This is a genomic window from Streptomyces sp. NPDC023157 (assembly GCF_055560575.1).
In genome coordinates, this window is record NZ_JBVHIL010000010.1 from 43,118 (window position 1) to 60,178 (window position 17,061).

General features: G+C 73.2%; 18 protein-coding genes. 8 read left to right on the forward strand and 10 right to left on the reverse strand.

From position 1 onward, the window contains the following. Positions 1-92 precede the first annotated feature (92 nt). On the reverse strand, positions 93-1,592 hold the full coding sequence (locus ACZ3ZE_RS30935) for an SCO1417 family PLP biosynthesis transcription factor (RefSeq protein WP_361169204.1): 1,500 nt from the start codon (positions 1,590-1,592) through the stop codon (positions 93-95). A 114-nt stretch (positions 1,593-1,706) separates the two neighbouring features. Here ACZ3ZE_RS30935 and yczE point away from each other — a divergent pair, with 114 nt between their 5' ends. From yczE to ACZ3ZE_RS30955, 4 genes are all read left to right on the forward strand, one after another. Then, entirely contained in the window at positions 1,707-2,459 is a 753-nt protein-coding gene (gene yczE / locus ACZ3ZE_RS30940; RefSeq protein WP_467261545.1) for a membrane protein YczE, read from the forward strand. Positions 2,460-2,476: 17 nt separating this feature from the next. Continuing rightward, positions 2,477-3,241: a glycerophosphodiester phosphodiesterase family protein gene (locus ACZ3ZE_RS30945; RefSeq protein WP_361169207.1), complete on the forward strand. Its 765-nt coding sequence runs from the start codon at positions 2,477-2,479 to the stop codon at positions 3,239-3,241. 49 nt (positions 3,242-3,290) lie between these two features. Beyond that, on the forward strand, positions 3,291-4,706 hold the full coding sequence (locus tag ACZ3ZE_RS30950; RefSeq protein WP_363292639.1) for an MFS transporter: 1,416 nt from the start codon (positions 3,291-3,293) through the stop codon (positions 4,704-4,706). A gap of 255 nt (positions 4,707-4,961) precedes the next feature. Then, positions 4,962-5,336 (forward strand): RNA polymerase-binding protein RbpA, encoded by a 375-nt coding sequence (locus ACZ3ZE_RS30955; RefSeq protein ID WP_015032218.1) that lies wholly within the window; start codon positions 4,962-4,964, stop codon positions 5,334-5,336. 138 nt (positions 5,337-5,474) lie between these two features. On the opposite strand, the gene fxsA is transcribed toward ACZ3ZE_RS30955, so the two are convergent. From fxsA to ACZ3ZE_RS30975, 4 genes are all read right to left on the reverse strand, one after another. Then, positions 5,475-6,068, reverse strand: a complete 594-nt coding sequence (gene fxsA / locus ACZ3ZE_RS30960) for an FxsA family membrane protein (protein WP_467261547.1) — start codon at positions 6,066-6,068, stop codon at positions 5,475-5,477. Positions 6,069-6,115: 47 nt separating this feature from the next. Beyond that, on the reverse strand, positions 6,116-6,895 hold the full coding sequence (locus ACZ3ZE_RS30965) for a polyprenol monophosphomannose synthase (RefSeq protein ID WP_361169216.1): 780 nt from the start codon (positions 6,893-6,895) through the stop codon (positions 6,116-6,118). Between the two features lie 402 nt (positions 6,896-7,297). After that, positions 7,298-8,908 carry an amidohydrolase gene (locus ACZ3ZE_RS30970; protein WP_361169219.1) on the reverse strand — a complete coding sequence of 537 codons (1,611 nt, stop codon included), beginning with the start codon at positions 8,906-8,908 and terminating at the stop codon, positions 7,298-7,300. Between the two features lie 67 nt (positions 8,909-8,975). Next, positions 8,976-9,416 carry an Lrp/AsnC family transcriptional regulator gene (locus ACZ3ZE_RS30975; protein WP_351667247.1) on the reverse strand — a complete coding sequence of 147 codons (441 nt, stop codon included), beginning with the start codon at positions 9,414-9,416 and terminating at the stop codon, positions 8,976-8,978. A 223-nt stretch (positions 9,417-9,639) separates the two neighbouring features. On the opposite strand from ACZ3ZE_RS30975, the gene ACZ3ZE_RS30980 reads away from it, so the two are divergent. After that, a complete protein-coding gene (locus ACZ3ZE_RS30980; RefSeq protein ID WP_467261549.1) occupies positions 9,640-10,008 on the forward strand; it encodes a hypothetical protein in 369 nt (122 codons plus the stop codon). 3 nt (positions 10,009-10,011) lie between these two features. On the opposite strand, the gene ACZ3ZE_RS30985 is transcribed toward ACZ3ZE_RS30980, so the two are convergent. After that, positions 10,012-11,112 carry a phosphotransferase family protein gene (locus ACZ3ZE_RS30985; protein ID WP_361169225.1) on the reverse strand — a complete coding sequence of 367 codons (1,101 nt, stop codon included), beginning with the start codon at positions 11,110-11,112 and terminating at the stop codon, positions 10,012-10,014. Between the two features lie 16 nt (positions 11,113-11,128). Then, a complete protein-coding gene (locus tag ACZ3ZE_RS30990) occupies positions 11,129-12,250 on the reverse strand; it encodes an Rv3169 family protein (RefSeq protein ID WP_361169228.1) in 1,122 nt (373 codons plus the stop codon). A 307-nt stretch (positions 12,251-12,557) separates the two neighbouring features. Between ACZ3ZE_RS30990 and ACZ3ZE_RS30995 the strand changes: the two genes are divergently transcribed. Then, positions 12,558-12,755, forward strand: a complete 198-nt coding sequence (locus ACZ3ZE_RS30995; RefSeq protein WP_467261551.1) for a hypothetical protein — start codon at positions 12,558-12,560, stop codon at positions 12,753-12,755. Here ACZ3ZE_RS30995 and ACZ3ZE_RS31000 read toward each other — a convergent pair. Further along, positions 12,718-13,890: an acyl-CoA dehydrogenase family protein gene (locus tag ACZ3ZE_RS31000; protein WP_467261553.1), complete on the reverse strand. Its 1,173-nt coding sequence runs from the start codon at positions 13,888-13,890 to the stop codon at positions 12,718-12,720. The genes ACZ3ZE_RS30995 and ACZ3ZE_RS31000 overlap by 38 nt on opposite strands. Positions 13,891-14,142: 252 nt before the next feature. Here ACZ3ZE_RS31000 and ACZ3ZE_RS31005 point away from each other — a divergent pair, with 252 nt between their 5' ends. Continuing rightward, positions 14,143-14,475, forward strand: coding sequence for a hypothetical protein (locus tag ACZ3ZE_RS31005; protein WP_467261555.1), 333 nt, complete (start codon positions 14,143-14,145; stop codon positions 14,473-14,475). On the opposite strand, the gene ACZ3ZE_RS31010 is transcribed toward ACZ3ZE_RS31005, so the two are convergent. After that, complete coding sequence (locus tag ACZ3ZE_RS31010; RefSeq protein WP_467261686.1) at positions 14,453-14,575, reverse strand: SCO1431 family membrane protein; 123 nt, start codon at positions 14,573-14,575, stop codon at positions 14,453-14,455. The genes ACZ3ZE_RS31005 and ACZ3ZE_RS31010 overlap by 23 nt on opposite strands. Beyond that, positions 14,572-15,963 (reverse strand): peptidase C39 family protein, encoded by a 1,392-nt coding sequence (locus tag ACZ3ZE_RS31015; RefSeq protein WP_467261557.1) that lies wholly within the window; start codon positions 15,961-15,963, stop codon positions 14,572-14,574. Before ACZ3ZE_RS31015 ends, ACZ3ZE_RS31010 begins: the two co-directional genes overlap by 4 nt. A gap of 176 nt (positions 15,964-16,139) precedes the next feature. Here ACZ3ZE_RS31015 and ACZ3ZE_RS31020 point away from each other — a divergent pair, with 176 nt between their 5' ends. After that, positions 16,140-16,769, forward strand: coding sequence for a uridine kinase family protein (locus ACZ3ZE_RS31020; protein ID WP_467261559.1), 630 nt, complete (start codon positions 16,140-16,142; stop codon positions 16,767-16,769). Positions 16,770-17,061: the final 292 nt, after the last annotated feature.

Consider the following 17,061-nt stretch of genomic DNA (forward strand, 5'->3'; position numbering starts at 1 on the left):
AGGCCCTACGTACACGGGAGACCGGGCCCAGGCCCTACGTACACGGGAGACCGGGCCCAGGCCCTACGTACACGGGAGACCGGGCCCGTGCCCTACGCCACGAAGGACCTCGGCGCCTCGACACCCGCCCCGGCGCCCGCCTCCACCAGGCGGGCCGCGGCGGCCAGGCGGGCGGCGGCCTCGTCGGCGACCGGGCCGCCGACCGTGAAGGGGAGCCGGACGTACCCCTCGAAGGCGCCGTCCACCCCGAAGCGCGGCCCCGACGGCACCCGGACGCCGACCCGCTCCCCGACCTCCGCGAGGCGCGAGCCCGACAGGCCGCCGGTGCGCACCCACAGCGTCAGGCCGCCCTTGGGCACCTCGAACTCCCAGTCCGGCAGTTCCCTGCGCACGGCCGTCACCAGGGCGTCCCGGTTCTCGCGGGCCTGGGCCCGGCGCAGGCCGACGGCCTCCTCCCAGCCGCCGGTGCGCATGAGCCAGTTGACGCCGAGCTGCTCCAGGACGGGGGTGCCGAGGTCCGCGTAGGCGCGGGCGGCGACGAGCGAGCGGATCACGTCCGGCGCGGCCCGCACCCAGCCGATCCGCATGCCCGCCCAGAACGCCTTGCTCGCCGAGCCGACGGTGAGGACGGTGGCGCCGGCCGGGTCGAAGGCGCAGACCCGCCGCGGCATCGTCACGTCGTCGTCCAGGAAGAGCTCGGTCATCGTCTCGTCGACCACCAGGACGGTGCCGGCCGAGCGGGCCGCCTCCACCAGCTGCCGGCGCTGGTCCTCGTCGGCGAGGGCTCCGGTGGGGTTGTGGAAGTCGGCGACGACGTACGCGAGGCGGGGCGCCGCGTCCCGCAGCACCTGGCGCCAGCGGCCGAGGTCCCAGCCGTCGAGCCCCTCGGCCATGGCGACGGGAACCAGCCGGGCGCCCGCCTCCCGCATCAGCTGGAGGATGTTGGCGTACGAGGGCGACTCCACGGCGATCCGCTCGCCGCGGCCGGCGAAGAGATGGCAGATGGCGTCGATGGCGCCCATGGCGCCGGTGGTGACCATGATCTGCTCGGGCATGGTCGGGATGCCCCGCTCGGTGTACCGGTCGGCGAGCATCTGCCGCAGCGCGGGCAGTCCCGCCGGGTAGTCGCCGTGAGTGTGCGCGTACGGCGGCAGCTCCTCCAGGGCGCCCTGGATGCCGCGGGTGAGCCAGGGCTCGGGCGCGGGCAGCGCCGCGCAGCCCAGGTCGATCATGGAGCCGAGCGACTCCGGGGGCAGCGGTTCGAGCCCGCGGGCCGGGAGCGGGTTGCCGGCCGGGACGGCCGTCCAGCTTCCGGCACCGCGCCGGGACTCCAGGAAGCCCTCGGAGCGCAGCGCCTCGTACGCGGCGGCGACAGTGGTGCGGCTGACGGTGAGCGCGACGGCCAGTTCCCGCTCGGCGGGCAGCCGGGCGGCGACCGGGACCCGGCCCTCCAGGACGAGGAGCCGGATGCCGTCGGCGAGGGCACGGTAGGCGGGCGGCTTGCGGACGCCGGGCACGGAAGGCCGGGCCTGCTGGGCCTGGAGCTGCCGGGCGAGCTGCGCGGGCCCCACCGCTGAAGTCCACTGGGCCATGGAAATCAGTCCACCTTCCGCGAATTGGCCATGGTTGGCTCATGTTCTCCCGCCACAGAGTGTCATGAGCCAGTCCACCACGACCACCCAGGTCACCACTCAGGGGGCAATCCCGTGTCCATCGCCTCCGGCCTCCGCGGCCGGCATCTGACCCGCCGGCTCGTCCAGCTCTACGTCGGTCTCGCGCTCTACGGGATCAGCTCGGCGCTGCTCGTGCGCGGCGGGCTCGGCCTGGAGCCCTGGGGCGTCCTCCACCAGGGTCTCGCCGAGAAGACCGGTCTGACCATCGGCGTCGTGTCCATCGGCGTCGGGGCGGTCGTCCTGCTGCTGTGGATCCCGATCCGGCAGAAGCCGGGGCTCGGTACGGTCTCCAACGTCTTCGCCGTCGGCCTCGCCATGGACGGCACCCTCGCCCTCGTGCCCGACGTGGACGGCCTGCCCGCCGGGATCGCCCTGCTGGTCCTCGGCATCGTCGTCAACGGCGCGGCGACCGGCCTCTACATCGCGGCGCGGCTCGGCCCCGGCCCGCGCGACGGCCTGATGACGGGCCTGCACCGGCTGACCGGACGGTCCATCCGCCTGGTCCGCACGGCGATCGAGATCGCCGTCGTCGCCACCGGCTTCGTCCTCGGCGGCTCGGTCGGCGTCGGCACGGTCCTCTACGCCCTGTGCATCGGCCCGCTGGCGCAGTTCTTCCTGCGGCGCTTCGCGATACCCGAGGCGGATGCCGGATCCCGTATCCAAGATGCCGGATCCCCTGACCAGGAGATCGGATCCCATATCCAGCAGACCGGATCCGACATCCAGGACATCGCATCCCACCCGCGGACCGCCGACCCCGCTCCCGTCACCACCCCGGCACCCTGACAGGCCATACTGCGGCGGTGACTCGCGTACGCCACCCCTACCTCGACCACCCGGCCCCCCTCCCCTTCGCCCACCGCGGCGGCACGGCGGACGGCCTGGAGAACACCGCGGAGGCGTTCCGGCGCGCGACCGCGGCCGGATACCGCTACTTCGAGACCGATGTGCACACCACGGCGGACGGCGTCCTCGTGGCCTTCCACGACTCGACGCTGGACCGTGTGACGGACGGCGGGGGCCGGATCAAGGACCTGCCGTGGGCGGCGGTCCGGGAGGCCCGGGTGGCCGGCAAGGAGCCGTTGCCCCTCTTCGAGGAGCTCCTGGAGGAGTTCCCCGACGCGCGCTGGAACGTGGACCTGAAGGCGGAGTCCGCCCTCGGACCGCTCGTGGACCTGATCGCGAGGACCGGCGCCTGGGACCGCATCTGCGTGGGCTCGTTCACCGAGGGCCGGGTCGCGCGGGCCCAGCGGCTCGCCGGACCTCGGCTGGCCACCTCGTTCGGGGTGAAGGGCGTCCTGGGGCTCCGGCTGCGTTCGCTGGGCATCCCGGCGGCGCTGCGCGCGGGCGTGGTGGCCGCGCAGGTTCCGGAGCGGCAGGCCGGCGTCCCGGTGGTGGACCGCCGCTTCGTGCGCGAGGCGCACGCGCGGGGGATCCAGGTGCACGTGTGGACGGTGAACGAGGCCGACCGGATGCACGCCCTCCTGGACCTTGGCGTGGATGGCATCATGACCGATCATCTGGAGACGCTGCGCGGTGTCCTGACGGACCGCGGCCTGTGGGTCTGAGCGCGCGTACCACCACGGGGACCACGGGGACGAACGAGGGGGCGCGGCCTTGACCGACGTCGACAACACCGGCGGACCGGACGGCCACGCCGCCGATCCCGCCGATCCGGCCACGCTCACCGGCCCGGCCGCTCCGCCGAGCGCGGCCGAGCGCAAGCGCGAACAGCGCGGCTGGTACTTCTACGACTTCGCCTGCTCGGTCTACTCGACGAGTGTCCTGACGGTGTTCCTGGGGCCGTACCTGACCTCGGTCGCCAAGGCGGCGGCGGACCCGGACGGGTTCGTGCACCCGCTGGGCATACCCGTGCGTGCCGGCTCGCTCTTCGCGTACGCCGTGTCCGCCTCGATCGTCGTCGCGGTGTTCGCGATGCCGCTGGTGGGCGCGGTGGCGGACCGCACGGGGCGGAAGAAGCCGCTGCTGGCGGCGTCGGCGTACGTGGGCGCGACGGCCACGACGGGGATGTTCTTCCTGGACGGCGACCGCTATCTGCTGGGCGCGTTCCTGCTGATCGTGGCGAACGCCTCGCTGTCGGTGTCGATGGTGCTCTACAACGCCTATCTGCCGCAGATCGCCGAGCCCGACGAGCGGGACACGGTCTCCTCGCGCGGCTGGGCCTTCGGCTACACCTCGGGCGCGCTGGTCCTGGTGCTCAACCTGGTCGTGTACTCGGGCCACGAGTCCTTCGGCCTGACGGAGGGCGCCGCCGTGCGGATCTGCCTCGCCTCGGCGGGGCTCTGGTGGGGCGCCTTCACCCTGGTGCCGCTACGGCGTCTGCGCGACCGGCGTACGGAACCGGACGCCCGCGCGGCGGAGGGAGCCGTCGGCAGTGGCTGGAAGCAGTTGCGGGCGACCCTGCGGGACATGCGCCGCCATCCGCTGACGCTCTCCTTCCTGCTCGCCTACCTCATCTACAACGACGGCGTGCAGACGGTGATCTCGCAGGCCTCGGTGTACGGCTCGGAGGAGCTGGGCCTCGACCAGACGACGCTGATCACGGCGGTGCTGCTCGTGCAGGTGCTGGCCGTCGCGGGCGCGCTCGGCATGGGCCGGATGGCACGCTCGTACGGGGCGAAGCGGACGATCCTGGGGTCGCTGGCCGTGTGGACGGCGATCCTGGCGGCGGGATACTTCCTGCCCGCCGACGCGCCGGTCTTCTTCTACTGCCTGGCGGCGGCGATCGGCCTGGTCCTGGGCGGCAGCCAGGCGCTGTCCCGCTCGCTCTTCTCCCATCTGGTGCCGCGCGGCAAGGAGGCGGAGTACTTCTCGGCGTACGAGATGAGCGACCGCGGGCTGAGCTGGCTGGGGCCGTTGGTGTTCGGTCTCGCGTATCAGCTGACCGGAAGCTATCGGGATGCCATCATCTCCCTGGTGATCTTCTTCGCTGTCGGTTTCGTGCTCCTCGCGAGGGTGCCGGTCCGGCAGGCCGTAGCCGCCGCGGGGAACCCCGTGCCGGACCGAATTTAGACGCGGAAGTCAAAGGCCGGTAGTGTACGCCTTTGGCCTGCCAGGCGGACCGTTACTGCGTGCTGACTTGGTGAAGACGTTGAGTGACATCTACTGCCAGATGTGACAAAACGGGCACTGGTGGGTAGAACAAGGGGCGGCACGACGGGCGACGCATGACCCGGAACGGGAATCTTTACCGCCGACCGGACGTTGACCGGATGACGACGACAGCGACACCTGTCCTGTGGGCGACAAGCCCGGGAGGCACGATTCATGAGTGAGCGAGCTCTTCGCGGCACGCGCCTCGTGGTGACCAGCTACGAGACCGACCGCGGCATCGATCTGGCCCCGCGCCAGGCGGTGGAGTACGCATGCGAGAAGGGGCATCGTTTTGAGATGCCCTTCTCGGTCGAGGCGGAAATTCCGCCGGAGTGGGAATGCAAGGTCTGCGGAATCCAGGCTCTCCTGGTGGACGGGGACGGCCCCGAGGAAAAGAAGGGCAAGCCGGCGCGTACGCACTGGGACATGCTCATGGAACGGCGTACACGCGAGGAGCTGGAGGAGGTGCTGGCCGAGAGGCTGGCGGTCCTGCGCTCCGGCGCCATGAACATCGCCGTGCATCCGCGCGACAGCCGGAAGTCCGCCTGACGGACGGCCGCACGGCCTGAGAGAAACGCCGAGGGGCCCGGTACACGAAGTGTGTACCGGGCCCCTCGGCGTTTTCGTTTCGAGTGTTTCGAGTGTCGGGCACCGCCCGCACGCTCAAGGCGTTCGGGCACCGCCCGCTCAGGGCATCAGCGGCGGCCGGGGTGCGTGGGTGTCCCGCGGCCCCTGGGGGGCGTCCTCGCGGATGACCTCGCCCTGCACGACCTTCCCGTCCGGCCGGTGGATGCGGGCCTGCTGGAAGGCGTCCTGGAGGCTTCCCTGGGGAGCGGCGCTCATCCGGCGCTCCACGGCCTTCTCCGCGTACCGCCCGAGGGCCGAGCGCACCGGCGGGATCAGCAGCAGCAGTCCGGCCGCGTCCGAGAGCAGCCCGGGGATCATCAGGAGGAGTCCGCCGAGCATCAGGAAGCCGTTGCGGTCCTCCGCGCCCGTCCGGTCGGCCTCCGTGGGCACCGCGCCCGTCCGGGCCGCCTCCTGGGCCTTCTGGAAGGTCCCGGTGAGGTTGGCGAAGGCGCGCCGGCCCGCCCGCTTGATCACGGTGGCACCGAGCACGGCGCCGCCGACGAGCAGCAGGAGGACGGTGAGCCCGCCGGCCGCGTTCGCGACCACCGTGAGCAGCCAGATATCCAGGACCAGCCAGGCGGCGATGGCCAGCGGGAGGAACGTACGCGCGCGGGAGCGCTTGGGGGCGAGGGGAGGCGTTGCGCCGGTCGTCATGCCCCCCAGTGTGCCTGGCGGCCCGCCGGAACGTCGTAAAGGAAAGATCAGCTCGCGGACCTGCGGCCGAGCAGCTTGCCGACCTTCTGCGCGCGGGCGCTCAGACCCCAGCCGGTGACCCGCCACAGCGCCTCGACGAGGATGTCGCGGCTCATCTTGGAGTCGCCGACCTCGCGCTCGACGAAGGTGATGGGGACCTCCACCACATGGAAGCCGGCGGCGACCGCGCGGCGGGCGAGGTCGACCTGGAAGCAGTAGCCCGCCGAGGCCACGTCGTCGAGGCCGAGGCCCTCCAGGGTCTCCTTGCGGAAGGCCCGGTAGCCGCCGGTGACGTCGCGGATCGGCACGTCGAGCATGACGCGGGAGTAGAGGCTGCCGCCGCGGGAGATGAACTCGCGGGACTTCGGCCAGTTCACGATCCGGCCGCCGGGCACCCAGCGGGAGCCGAGCACCAGGTCCGCGCCCTTGAGCGCGGTGAGCAGCCGGGGCAGCTCCTCGGGCTGGTGGGAGCCGTCGGCGTCCATCTCGACGAGGACGTCGTAGCCGTGCTCGATGCCCCAGCGGAAGCCCGCGAGATAGGCCGCGCCGAGCCCCTCCTTGCCCTTGCGGTGCAGGACGTGGACATGATCGTCCTCGGAGGCGATCTCGTCGGCGAACTTACCCGTGCCGTCAGGGCTGTTGTCGTCGGCGACGAGGACGTACGCCTCGGGCACGGCCTCCCGTACCCGCGCCACGATCGGCTTGATGTTCTCCGCCTCGTTATAGGTCGGAATGATCACCAAGGCCTTGCCGAGCGGGCCGTAACGCCTCTGGCCACCGTCGTTCACTACTGCCCCTTCGGATACATACGCGAGCCACCACCATAGCGAGCCCCGCGTACCGGGTGCGGGATCGGGGCCCGGCGTCCTTCGGGCCGACCCGGGCCCCGCTGGCTGCGGGTCGACCGAGGCCGTTGTCTACTGAACGCCGGGGCCCCACCCGGGTCGCACCCTCCGCCGGAAAAACCTTCCCTCGCCCCCGAGGCGCGGGCGGCGTTCGGTGCCTGCGTGGAGGTTTGAAACCGGTCGGACGTCCTTGGTGGACGTGCCGAACCTACCGGCCCCGGCCCGTCGGCTGTCAACACCCGTTTGACCTGCGGTGATGAACCGTTCAGGCGCGGGGTCCCCGAAGATCCGCAGGTCGAGGGCGAACCCGGACGTTTTCGAGCGGCGGCTCGAAATGTCCTTACGTCACTCGTTCGGGCGTACGAACACCGTTTGTCCGAACACGACCGTCCGCAGGCAGACGGGAAGATCGCGCCCCGGGGACAGATCGGGCAGACCGGGCGTCCCGGAGCGCGGATCGGTCGACCAGCGGGCCACCCGGTCGTCGGGCGCCTGGACCACCAGCTCGCCGGTGCGCCAGATCGCGTAGTCGGCGGGAGCGCCCGGCACCAGGGTGCCCGCGTCGTCCCGGCCGACCGCGCGCCAGCCGCCGCGGGTGTGCGCGGTGAAGGCGGCCCGGACCGAGATCCGGTGCTCGGGGGTCCGGTGGAAGGCGGCCGCGCGGACGGTCCCCCACGGGTCGAGCGGGGTGACGGGGCTGTCCGAGCCGAACGCGAGCGGCACGCCCGCGCGCAGCAGGGCGGCGTACGGGTTGAGGGTGCGGGCCCGCTCCACGCCGAGGCGGTCGGCGTACATGCCCTCGTCGCCGCCCCAGTACGCGTCGAAGGCCGGCTGCACCGAGGCGGTCAGGCCCAGTTCGGCGAAGGCCGCGATCGACTCGGGGGTGAGCATCTCGGCGTGCTCGACGCGGTGCCGGGCGGACCGGATGCGGGCGAGGCCCAGCTTCTCCGAGGCGGCCCGGACGCCCTCCACCACGGCGTCGACGGCGGCGTCGCCGATGGCGTGGAAACCGGCCTGGAGTCCGGCCTCGGTGCAGGCCACCACGTGGGCGGTGACGGCCGCCGCGTCCAGGTGGGCGACGCCGGCGCCGGACCGGTCCGCGTAGGGCTCGTGGAGGCAGGCGGTGTGCGAGCCGAGGGAGCCGTCGGCGAAGAGGTCGCCCGCCGCGCCGAGGGCGCCGAGGGCGCGGGCGCGCTCGATGTCGAGATCGGCCCAGTAGCCGACGATCCGGGGGCCGGGCTCGCTGCGGGCGAGGTCCAGCAGGCCGGTGAAGTCGTCCTCGGAGGAGATCTCGGGGCCGCCGCACTCGTGCAGCGTGCCGATGCCGAGCGAGGCCGCGTGCCGGCGGGCGGCGCGCTGGGCCTCGGTGCGCTGCTGCGGGGAGAGCGCGGCGTAGGCGGCGGCGCGGACGGCGTGGTGGGCGTCGCCGGTGAGCGGCTGCCCGTCGTGGAAGCCGGTCAGCTCGCGGACACGGGGCACGAGGTCGAGCAGGGCGGTGGTGACGACGGCCGAGTGGACGTCGATCCGGGTGAGGTACAGGGGGCGGCCGCCGGTGAGCTCGTCGAGCTCGGCGCGGGTGAGCGGGCGGCGCTCCGGCCAGCGGGCGGCGTCCCAGCCGTGCCCGATGAGGATGCGGTCGGCCGGGCGGGCGGCGGCGTAGGAGCGGATCCGCTCCGCGGCGTCGGCGAGCGAGGCGGCGGCGGACAGGTCGAGGCCGGTGAGGGCGAGACCGGTGGCCGTGGTGTGCACATGCGCGTCGACGAACGCCGGGGTGACGAGCGCGCCTTCGAGGTCGACCACCTCGTCCACACCCGAGGCGAAGGCGTCGGCGGCGCCCTCCGAGCCCACCCAGGCGACGTGCCCGCGCTCCACCACCATGGCGGTGGCGAAGGGGTCTGCGGGGCTGTGGACTTCTCCACCGCGCAACAGCACGGTGCGGTGTTCGTACGCACTCATGCGACCAGGCTAGGCCGTCGCGGACGCCTTCCTTACCAGCGGGTTCGGGTCCGCCGGGTGTCCCGGCTCAGACGCGCGGCGGCCTGGACTCGTACGGGGTGGAGAGGACCACGGTGGTGCGGCTGGAGACGTGCGCCTGGGAGCGGATGCGGCTGAGCAGGTGCTCAAGCTCCAGCGGGGTGGCGACGCGCACCTTGAGGATGTAGTTCTCGTCCCCCGCGACGCTGTGGCAGGCCTCGATCTCGGGGATGTCGGCGAGCCGGTCGGGGGTGTCGTCGGGGGCGCTGGGGTCGAAGGGTTTCACCGAGATGAAGGCGGTGAGCGGCAGGCCGACGGCCTCCGGGTCGACGACGGCGGCATAGCCGCGGATGACTCCGCGCTGCTCCAGGCGCCGGACGCGCTGATGTACGGCCGAGGTGGACAGGCCCGTGGCCTTGCCCAGGTCGGTGTAGCTCATGCGCCCGTCCTTGACGAGCAACTCGACGATCTGACGATCCAGCTCCTCCATGCGGTGACCCTATTGCCCCGAAGGGGCGGGGGCACAGCCGGGGGCTGCCCTTATGCCTGACTATGGGCATCCACGGGGCACCTGCGACAGGCATGTGACGAACACCACAGGTTTTGACGGGGCTCGGGCGTGACCTCACGGTTATGCGGCGGGCCGTATGGGAATTGCTTGCTGTGGTCGAGGCCACTCAGATCCGGCCGACCCGTCCGAGGGGGAGATCTCCATGCAGGAGCCTGTTGATTCCGTCGACACGTCCGACGAGCTCGACGCGTACGACACCTTTGAGATGTTCCGGGTGATCTGCCCGGACTGCGTCCAGCCCATCGCGCTGCTCGCCGACGAGGACGTGCTCCCGGAGCACGCGCTGTGCCCGAGCCCGTGGAACCCCTTCGTGCTCACGGTCTGCTCCGGCACGGGTCTGCCCGCCGCCGAGGCCCGCCCCGCGGACGAGACGCTGGAGGTGCAGGAGCAGGACACCGCCCTGCTCCTGACGCTCCCCCAGGGCCTCGACTGGCGGACGCAGCCCTTCTCGCACGTCGGCGGTCCGGGCTCGCGTCCGATCAAGCCCTCGCAGCTGCGCCGCGCCGCCTGAGCCTCACCAGTAGCGTCCCCGCACCATCGCCGCGAGGGTGGCGTGGTGCAGGATCAGGCTGTCCGTGCCCTGGCCGTCGGCGGGCACGGCCACCTCTCCGAAGTACGCCTGCCGGTACGCGATCCTGAGCATCACGATCGCGTGCCGCAGCGCCGCGTAGAGCGTGTGGAACTCCATGTCGCGCGGGGTGTGCCCGGTGAGCCGCGCATAGCGCCGCTCGATGTCCTCGCGGCGCAGGAAGCCGGGGAGCCCCGGCTGCCCGAAGCTCACCGTCAGGTCCTGGAAGAAGCGGTGCAGATAGACCGTCCAGCCGAGGTCGACCTCGCGCGGGGCGCAGGCCGCCATCTCCCAGTCGAGGACCGCGGCGGGCGTGAACCCGTCGTAGACGATGTTGCCGATGCGCGCGTCGCCCCAGTTGAGGACGGCGGGCCCCTCGTCGGCGGGCCAGTGCGCCTCCAGCCAGTCGAAGGCCGACTCGATGAGCGGTGAGGGGGCCAGGCCCTTCACCACCCACGCGTAGTACGCCCGTTGGGCGTCGACGTGGCGGCGCAGCGGGCTGCCGGTGCCGTCCGGGAGCAGGAACGCGGCCTCCTTCGCGGGGAACTGCTCGTGCAGCCGGGCGATGACGCCGACCGACTCGGCCTCCAGGAGCTCCCGTTCGGCGTCGTCGGCCGCGTGCAGCCAGTTCCCCTCGTACGTGTAGGGCATGACGTCCGGCGGGACGCGGCCCTCGGCGCGGGCCATCACGAAGAAGGGCGCGCCGAGCGGGCCGGGGTCCTCCTCCAGCCAGAGCACGCGCGGCACGGGGACGTCGGTGTGCTCGCCGACCAGGCGCATCACCCGGTGCTGGCGGGCCATGTCGTAGACGGGGAAGACCGTGTACGCGGCGGGGTCGGCGGCGAGCCGCAGGGCGCAGCCGCGGACCGGGGCGTCGGGGTGGTCGAGGTCGAAGAGCAGGGTCTCGCTGGACATGCCGTTGGAGCCGGGCACGGCCAGGCCGTGGACGCGGGCGCCGGGGAGCCGCTCGTCGAGCCAGGCGGTCAGCCGCCGGCCCAGCTCCTCGGGGTCCCGGGTGGTGGTGCGGGGGCGGGGCGCGGTGCCCATGGGACTCCTCGGGGGCTCAGGGGGCGGTGGCGGTGTGGTCGGCGAAGCCGCTGGGGTCGTGGCGGCCGAAGGAGCCGTGCTCGAAGATGCCGTAGCCGGTGCGGCCGTCGAGGGTGAAGCGGGCGGCGTGGTCGGTGACGCCGTAGGCGGCCATGGGGTGCGCGGCCGGGTCGGAGAGGTCGTAGACGCGCCGGTCGGTCCACTCTCGGCCCTGCCAGCTGCCGTGCTGCCAGTCGGTGGCGGGCGGGTATCCGGCGCCGACGGCGAGGGGTGAGGAGGCGAGGATCTCGACGCCGATCTCCAGCGGCTTGCCCGCCGGGTCGGTGACGTGGACGACGGCCCGCTCGGGGTCGCGGGTGCCCGGGCGGTACGTGATGTCGGTGCGGGGCCAGCCGAGTTGGGTGTCGCGCCGCCCGTTCCGTACCAGCAGGGCCTCGTTCAGGGTGCGGTAGCCGTCGGCGTCCTCCTGGGCGACGATCATGAGGAAGCGGTCCTCGAAGCGCATGGGTATCCAGAGCCAGTGGAAACCCTCGGGACGGAACTCGTCGGCGCGGCCGGGCTCCTCGCCGGGCAGCGGGCGCACGCCCCAGCTGCGGTCGCGGGTGCCGGTCCACTCCCCCTCGGTGACGGCGTACTCCTCGCCGCCCGCGCGCAGGGTGCCGGTGACGTGGCCGGCCTGGACGAAGCGGCGGCCCTCCAGGGTGAGGCGGTCGCCGCGGCGCTGGGTGTGGTGCGGCTCCCAGACGGCGGGGAAGTCCCCGGTCCAGGTGAGGTCGAAGGAGAGGCCCTCGGGGTCCTCGGGGTCGGGCGCGCAGTGCAGGGTCAGCCGGCGCAGCGGCTCGTCGACGGTGATCCGCAGGGGGCCGACGGAGAGGTTCATCCGGTCGTCGCCGAGGGCGTCGGAGGCGCGGACCGCGTGCAGCCGGTCGCCGGTGCGCAGGGTGGCGTAGGCGTCGACGACCCCGGTGTTGGGGTAGACGCCGAGGCCGGCGATGAGCAGGGCGCGGCCCTGGTGGTCGAAGACGTGGAAGATGCACCGGTCGTAGACGTTCCGGTCACCGCTGACGTGGTGCTTCATCGAGAGCGGCGCCTGGTGCACGGGGTACTCGTCGAGCGCGACGGGCCGGTCGTCTGACACGTGTTACCTCCTGGGCGGCGAGCGGGAATTGACGGTACGTCAGAAACCGCGCCGGGGACCAGAGCCGTGCACCCCCGAGGCCCCGGCGGACACCGCGCCCCGCGCGCCCGGGGACGAGTCGAACTCCCGCTCGGCACGGCCCGGCGGTGACCGCCGGCACGGTGGGGGCGTTGGTCCCGGTATGACCACGCTGTATACGACACCCAGCGGATACGGCCGGCACCGCCAGTCCGAGCCGCCCTTTGAAGAATCGGTTCCGCACCAGCTCCCCGGGGCGGCTACCGCGCCCGCGCCCCAGCCGGCACCCGTGCCCGTGCCCGTACCCCAGCCGGTCCCCGCGGACCCGCCGATCTACCAGGCGGTGCTCAGCCTCTGGGCCAGCCACGGCAGGACCCTGCCCGGCCACCGCGACCAGGAGTGGACCCGGCTCGCCGCGGGGCCGGTCTGGGCGGACCGCACCGTACGCGTCAGCGGGACTCTGGTCCGGCGAGGTGACGCGCGATGACCATGCGCTGGATCTGGTTGGTGCCCTCGACGATCTGGAGCACCTTCGCCTCGCGCATGAACCGCTCGACGGGGAAGTCCGCGGTGTAGCCGTAGCCGCCGAGCACCTGCACCGCGTCCGTGGTGACCCGCATCGCCGCGTCCGAGCAGAACAGCTTCGCCATCGCCGCCCGCTGCGAGAAGGGCCGGCCCTCGTCGCGCAGCCGCGCCGCCTCCAGATAGAGGGCGCGGCCCGCCTCGACGTGGGTGGCCATGTCCGCGAGCAGGAAGCGCAGCCCCTGGAAGTCGGCGATCGGGTGCCCGAACTGGCGTCGCTCGCGCGCGTACGCGACGGCCGTGTCCAGCGCGGCCTGCGCCAGGCCCACCGCGCAGGCCGCGATGCCGAGCCGTCCCGAGTCCAGTGCGGCCAGCGCGATCGTGAAGCCCTGCCCCTCCGCGCCGACGCGCCGGGCGTCGGGGACGCGGACGCCGTCGAGGTGCACCTGGGCGGTGGGCGAGCCCTTCATGCCCATCTTCCGCTCGGGCGCGGCGGCGCTCAGCCCCGCCGCGTCGCCCGGCACCAGGAACGCGGTGATCCCCTTCGGCCCGTCCGCGCCGGTCCGGGCGAGCACCGTATAGAAGTCGGCGATCCCGCCGTGGGTGATCCACGCCTTGGTCCCGTCGAGCACCCACTCCTCGCCGTTCCGGACGGCCCGGGTGCGCAGCGAGGCCGCGTCCGAGCCGGAGGCCGGTTCGGAGAGGCAGTAGGCGCCCAGCAGTCCCCCGCCGAGCATGGCGGGCAGATGGGCGGCGCGCTGTTCGTCCGTGCCGAAGGCGGCGAGGGCGTGGCAGGACAGGCTGTGCACGCTGACCCCGAGGGCCACCGTGAGCCGGGCGGCGGCGAGCTCCTCCAGGACCTGGAGGTAGACGCTGTACGGCTGGTCCCCGCCGCCGTACGCGGAGTCGTACGGGAGGCCGAGCAGGCCGGAGGCGGAGAGCAGCGCGAAGAGCTCGCGCGGGAAGTGCCCGGCCGCCTCCTCGTCGGCGGCGCGGGGCGCGATCTCCCGCTCGGCGATCTCCCGGACCAGGGCGATCAGCTCCCGGGCCTCCTCGGTGGGCAGCCGGCGTTCCACGTGCTGCGGGGCACGGTCGGGCATGGCGGCGCACTCCTCCCTCTCGGGCGCGTTCGTCACTGCCGATGCTGCCCCCGTACGGGGCGGGGCGCGCGGGGAGCGGCCGACGGCCGTGGCGGGAGGAGTATGCCCGCGGCGGGGCGGGTCCACCCGGTCCGGGCGCCGGGCGCGTCGCACGGGCACACCCGGGCCGCCGTATCCGTTGACTCCTGGACCTGCCGTCCCTACGCTCCGCAGCCCGAGCGACACCCGTCGTGCGGCGGAGGGAGAGCGGCGATGGGCGCCACCACCGCACCGCTCCGGGTCGTGCTGCCGCTCGTGGTCTGCGGCGGCGCCCTGGTACTCGTCCAGCTCGGCCCGCCCGCCGCCTTCGCGGCCCTCGGACTCGTCGGGCTGACCGGTGCGGGCGCGGGCCTCGCCCTGCTCGCGGCCGGACTGCTCCTGTGGCGGCTGCCGCCGACGCCCGCCCGGGCGACGCGGCTGTGCGCGGCCCTGGCGGCGCTGTCGGTCACGGCGACCTGGCTGGGCGGCTACCCGGTGGGCGTGGCCCTCGGGGCGCTGGCGGTGGCGGTCGGCCTGGGCCGGTTCACCTCAGGCCGACCCGGGTGACGAACAGGGCGAGGACGACCACCAGGGTCCAGCCGAGCAGGTGCTCCAGGACCTCGGGACCGTCTTCCTCGGGGCCGCCGGCCCCGCCGGGCCCGCTCAGGAGATGCCGACGGCCGCAAGGGCCTTGCGCTGCGCGGGAGTCGGGCGGTCAGGGAAGTAGAGGTAGCAGACCCCTCCTGTGCCGGACACCACTTTCCCGCTCGCGTTGTAGCGCTTGGTGCGGAGCCAGATGTTCTCCCACTCGCGCCGCTTGTAGACCCGGCGGACGGCCTCGTTGCTGGGTGAGGCGGGGTCGTTGGCGATCACGTCGCCGTCGGCGGTGAAGCCGATCACGGTCATGAGGTGGCCCGAGGTGCCGTAGCCGGCGCCGGTGAGCTCCTCCTTGCGGAAGGACTGGGATGTGATGGCCGGGATGCCCGCGCGGATCAGGGTCTCCAGGTCGGTGAGCGAGCGCAGCCGGGTGACGACCGCGTTCATGTCACGGTAGCTCGCGGCGTAGGCGGCGTTGAAGGGCCAGTTGCCGCAGCCCTCGTACTGGTAGTCGTAGGTGAAGCGGGCGGCGTGGCAGACCTGGGGGTCGGCGAAGGCCGGGTTCACCCAGGTCAGGTCCTCGGGCGCGGGGCGGCGCCCCCAGTACTCGACGATCATCTGCGAGGAGGTGGGGCTGCACCAGGCCTCGCCGCCGTTGTCGTACTCGGGGTACTGGCCGACGTGGACGTTCTGCGAGTAGCGCGGCACGGTCAGCTCGTGGTCGAGGCCGGGCGCGGAGGCGGGGACGGTGAAGCGGTCGGGGATGTCCGAGGCCATCGCGCCGAGCCGCCGGACGGTGGGCGTGAGGGCGGTACCGGGCTTGCGGTGCAGGGTGAGCCGCAGGCGGTACGAGACGAGGCGGAGCCCGCTCGCGGGGTCGTCCACGGAGAAGGTGTCGGTCCAGATGGAGGCCTTGCCGTCGCTCTGGCCGTCGACGGAGGTGCGCCGGATGTCGCCGTCGCCGGCCGCCCAGCGGCCCATCACGAACCAGGGCGTCTCGATGCCGTCGCCGTACGTGCCGCGCAGCTCGACCTGGATCCAGGTACCGGCCGGGGTGTCGGCGTTCCAGGAGGCGATGACCTCGGTGGCGGGCACGGTGGAGGTGTGCGTGGGCGAGGTCCAGCTCGCGTACTCCCAGGTGCTCACCTGGCCCGTGTGCGGGTCGGTGTAGTCGGTGCGGCCCGCCGGGGTGTCGACGACCAGGCCCGGGCGGTGGCCCGACACGGCCCTGGTACCGGCGGACGTGCCGCAGCGCCAGTCGGTGTACGTGGTCCAGAAGCGGTTGTCGACGAGTCCGGGCGCCGGGGCGTGGCCCCGGGCGTCGGCGCAGCCGTCGGCGCGTTCCGCGGGCCCGGCGGCCGGGGCGGCGAAGGCGGGAGGCGCGGTGGCCGCGGCCGTGCCGGCGGCGGCCGCGAGGGCCGCGGCGAGGACGGTGCGGCGTGGGGTGGAACGGGGCATGGGCGGGGACCCCCAGTCGAGATCGGTCGAGCGAACGGACGGGGCTGCGCGCCCCACTATCGCGGCTCGCGGAGGGCTTCGGCCAGCGATTCGACGCGTGCCGCCCGAGCAATATTGGTCTCGTCCACTGGCGCCCCTCGCCCCGCTGACCTGCGGGCTCGCCTACCCTGGGGCCCATGACCGACCTCGACCGCGCCGCCGCGGCGCTGCGCCGGCTGCCGCCCTCGTGCGGACCGGTGCGGCTCGTCGCGATCGACGGGCACGCCGGCTCCGGCAAGTCCACCCTCGCCGCCCGCCTCTCCGGGGCGCTGGGCTCGGCGCCCGTGCTGCGCCTCGACGACCTCGCCACCCACGCGGAGCTCTTCGAGTGGACCGGCCGGATGCTCACCGAGGTGGTCGGGCCGCTGTCCCGGGGCGAGACGGCGCGCTACCGCCCGTACGACTGGAACCTCCGCGCCTTCGGCCCGGCCCGCGCACTGGCGCCGGAGCCGGTGGTCCTCGTGGAGGGCGTGGGGGCCGGGCGGCGGGTGCTCAGGCCGCACCTCGCGCGGCTGCTGTGGATGGAGCGCGGCCCCGAGGAGTCCTGGGCGCGCGGGCGGCGTCGCGACGGTCCGGGGCAGGCCTCCTTCTGGGACGGCTGGACCGTGGCGGAGACTCGCCATTTCGCCGAGGACCCTTCCCGGCCGTTCGCCGACACCCTGGTGCGGGAGCGCGAGGAGGGTTACGAGTGGCTTGTCGGGCCCTCTGTGACAGCGAGTCCGCACCAGATCATCACCCACCGTGACGACCCCTTGGGTGCGAACTGAGTGGACGGAAGTCCACTTCCGCAAGTGCCTCAACTCCGCTTGACCCAAGGGGCGTACAGGTCTTACGTTCTGATTGTGCGGCTTTCCCAAGTCGCCGCAGACGCGAAGCCCCCGGTTGTTCCCCCGTGATCGGGGGCTTCGTTCTGCCCCATCCCTCACCCTGGGTCACCACCCGTGAGCGGCCGACGGATCACGTCGGATCGTTGTGGATCGACTCCTTCTCCCTCATCACGCACGCCCTGCGCAGGTACGATGCCCCTCGGTGCGGTCAATTCCCGTCCATGTGAAGACG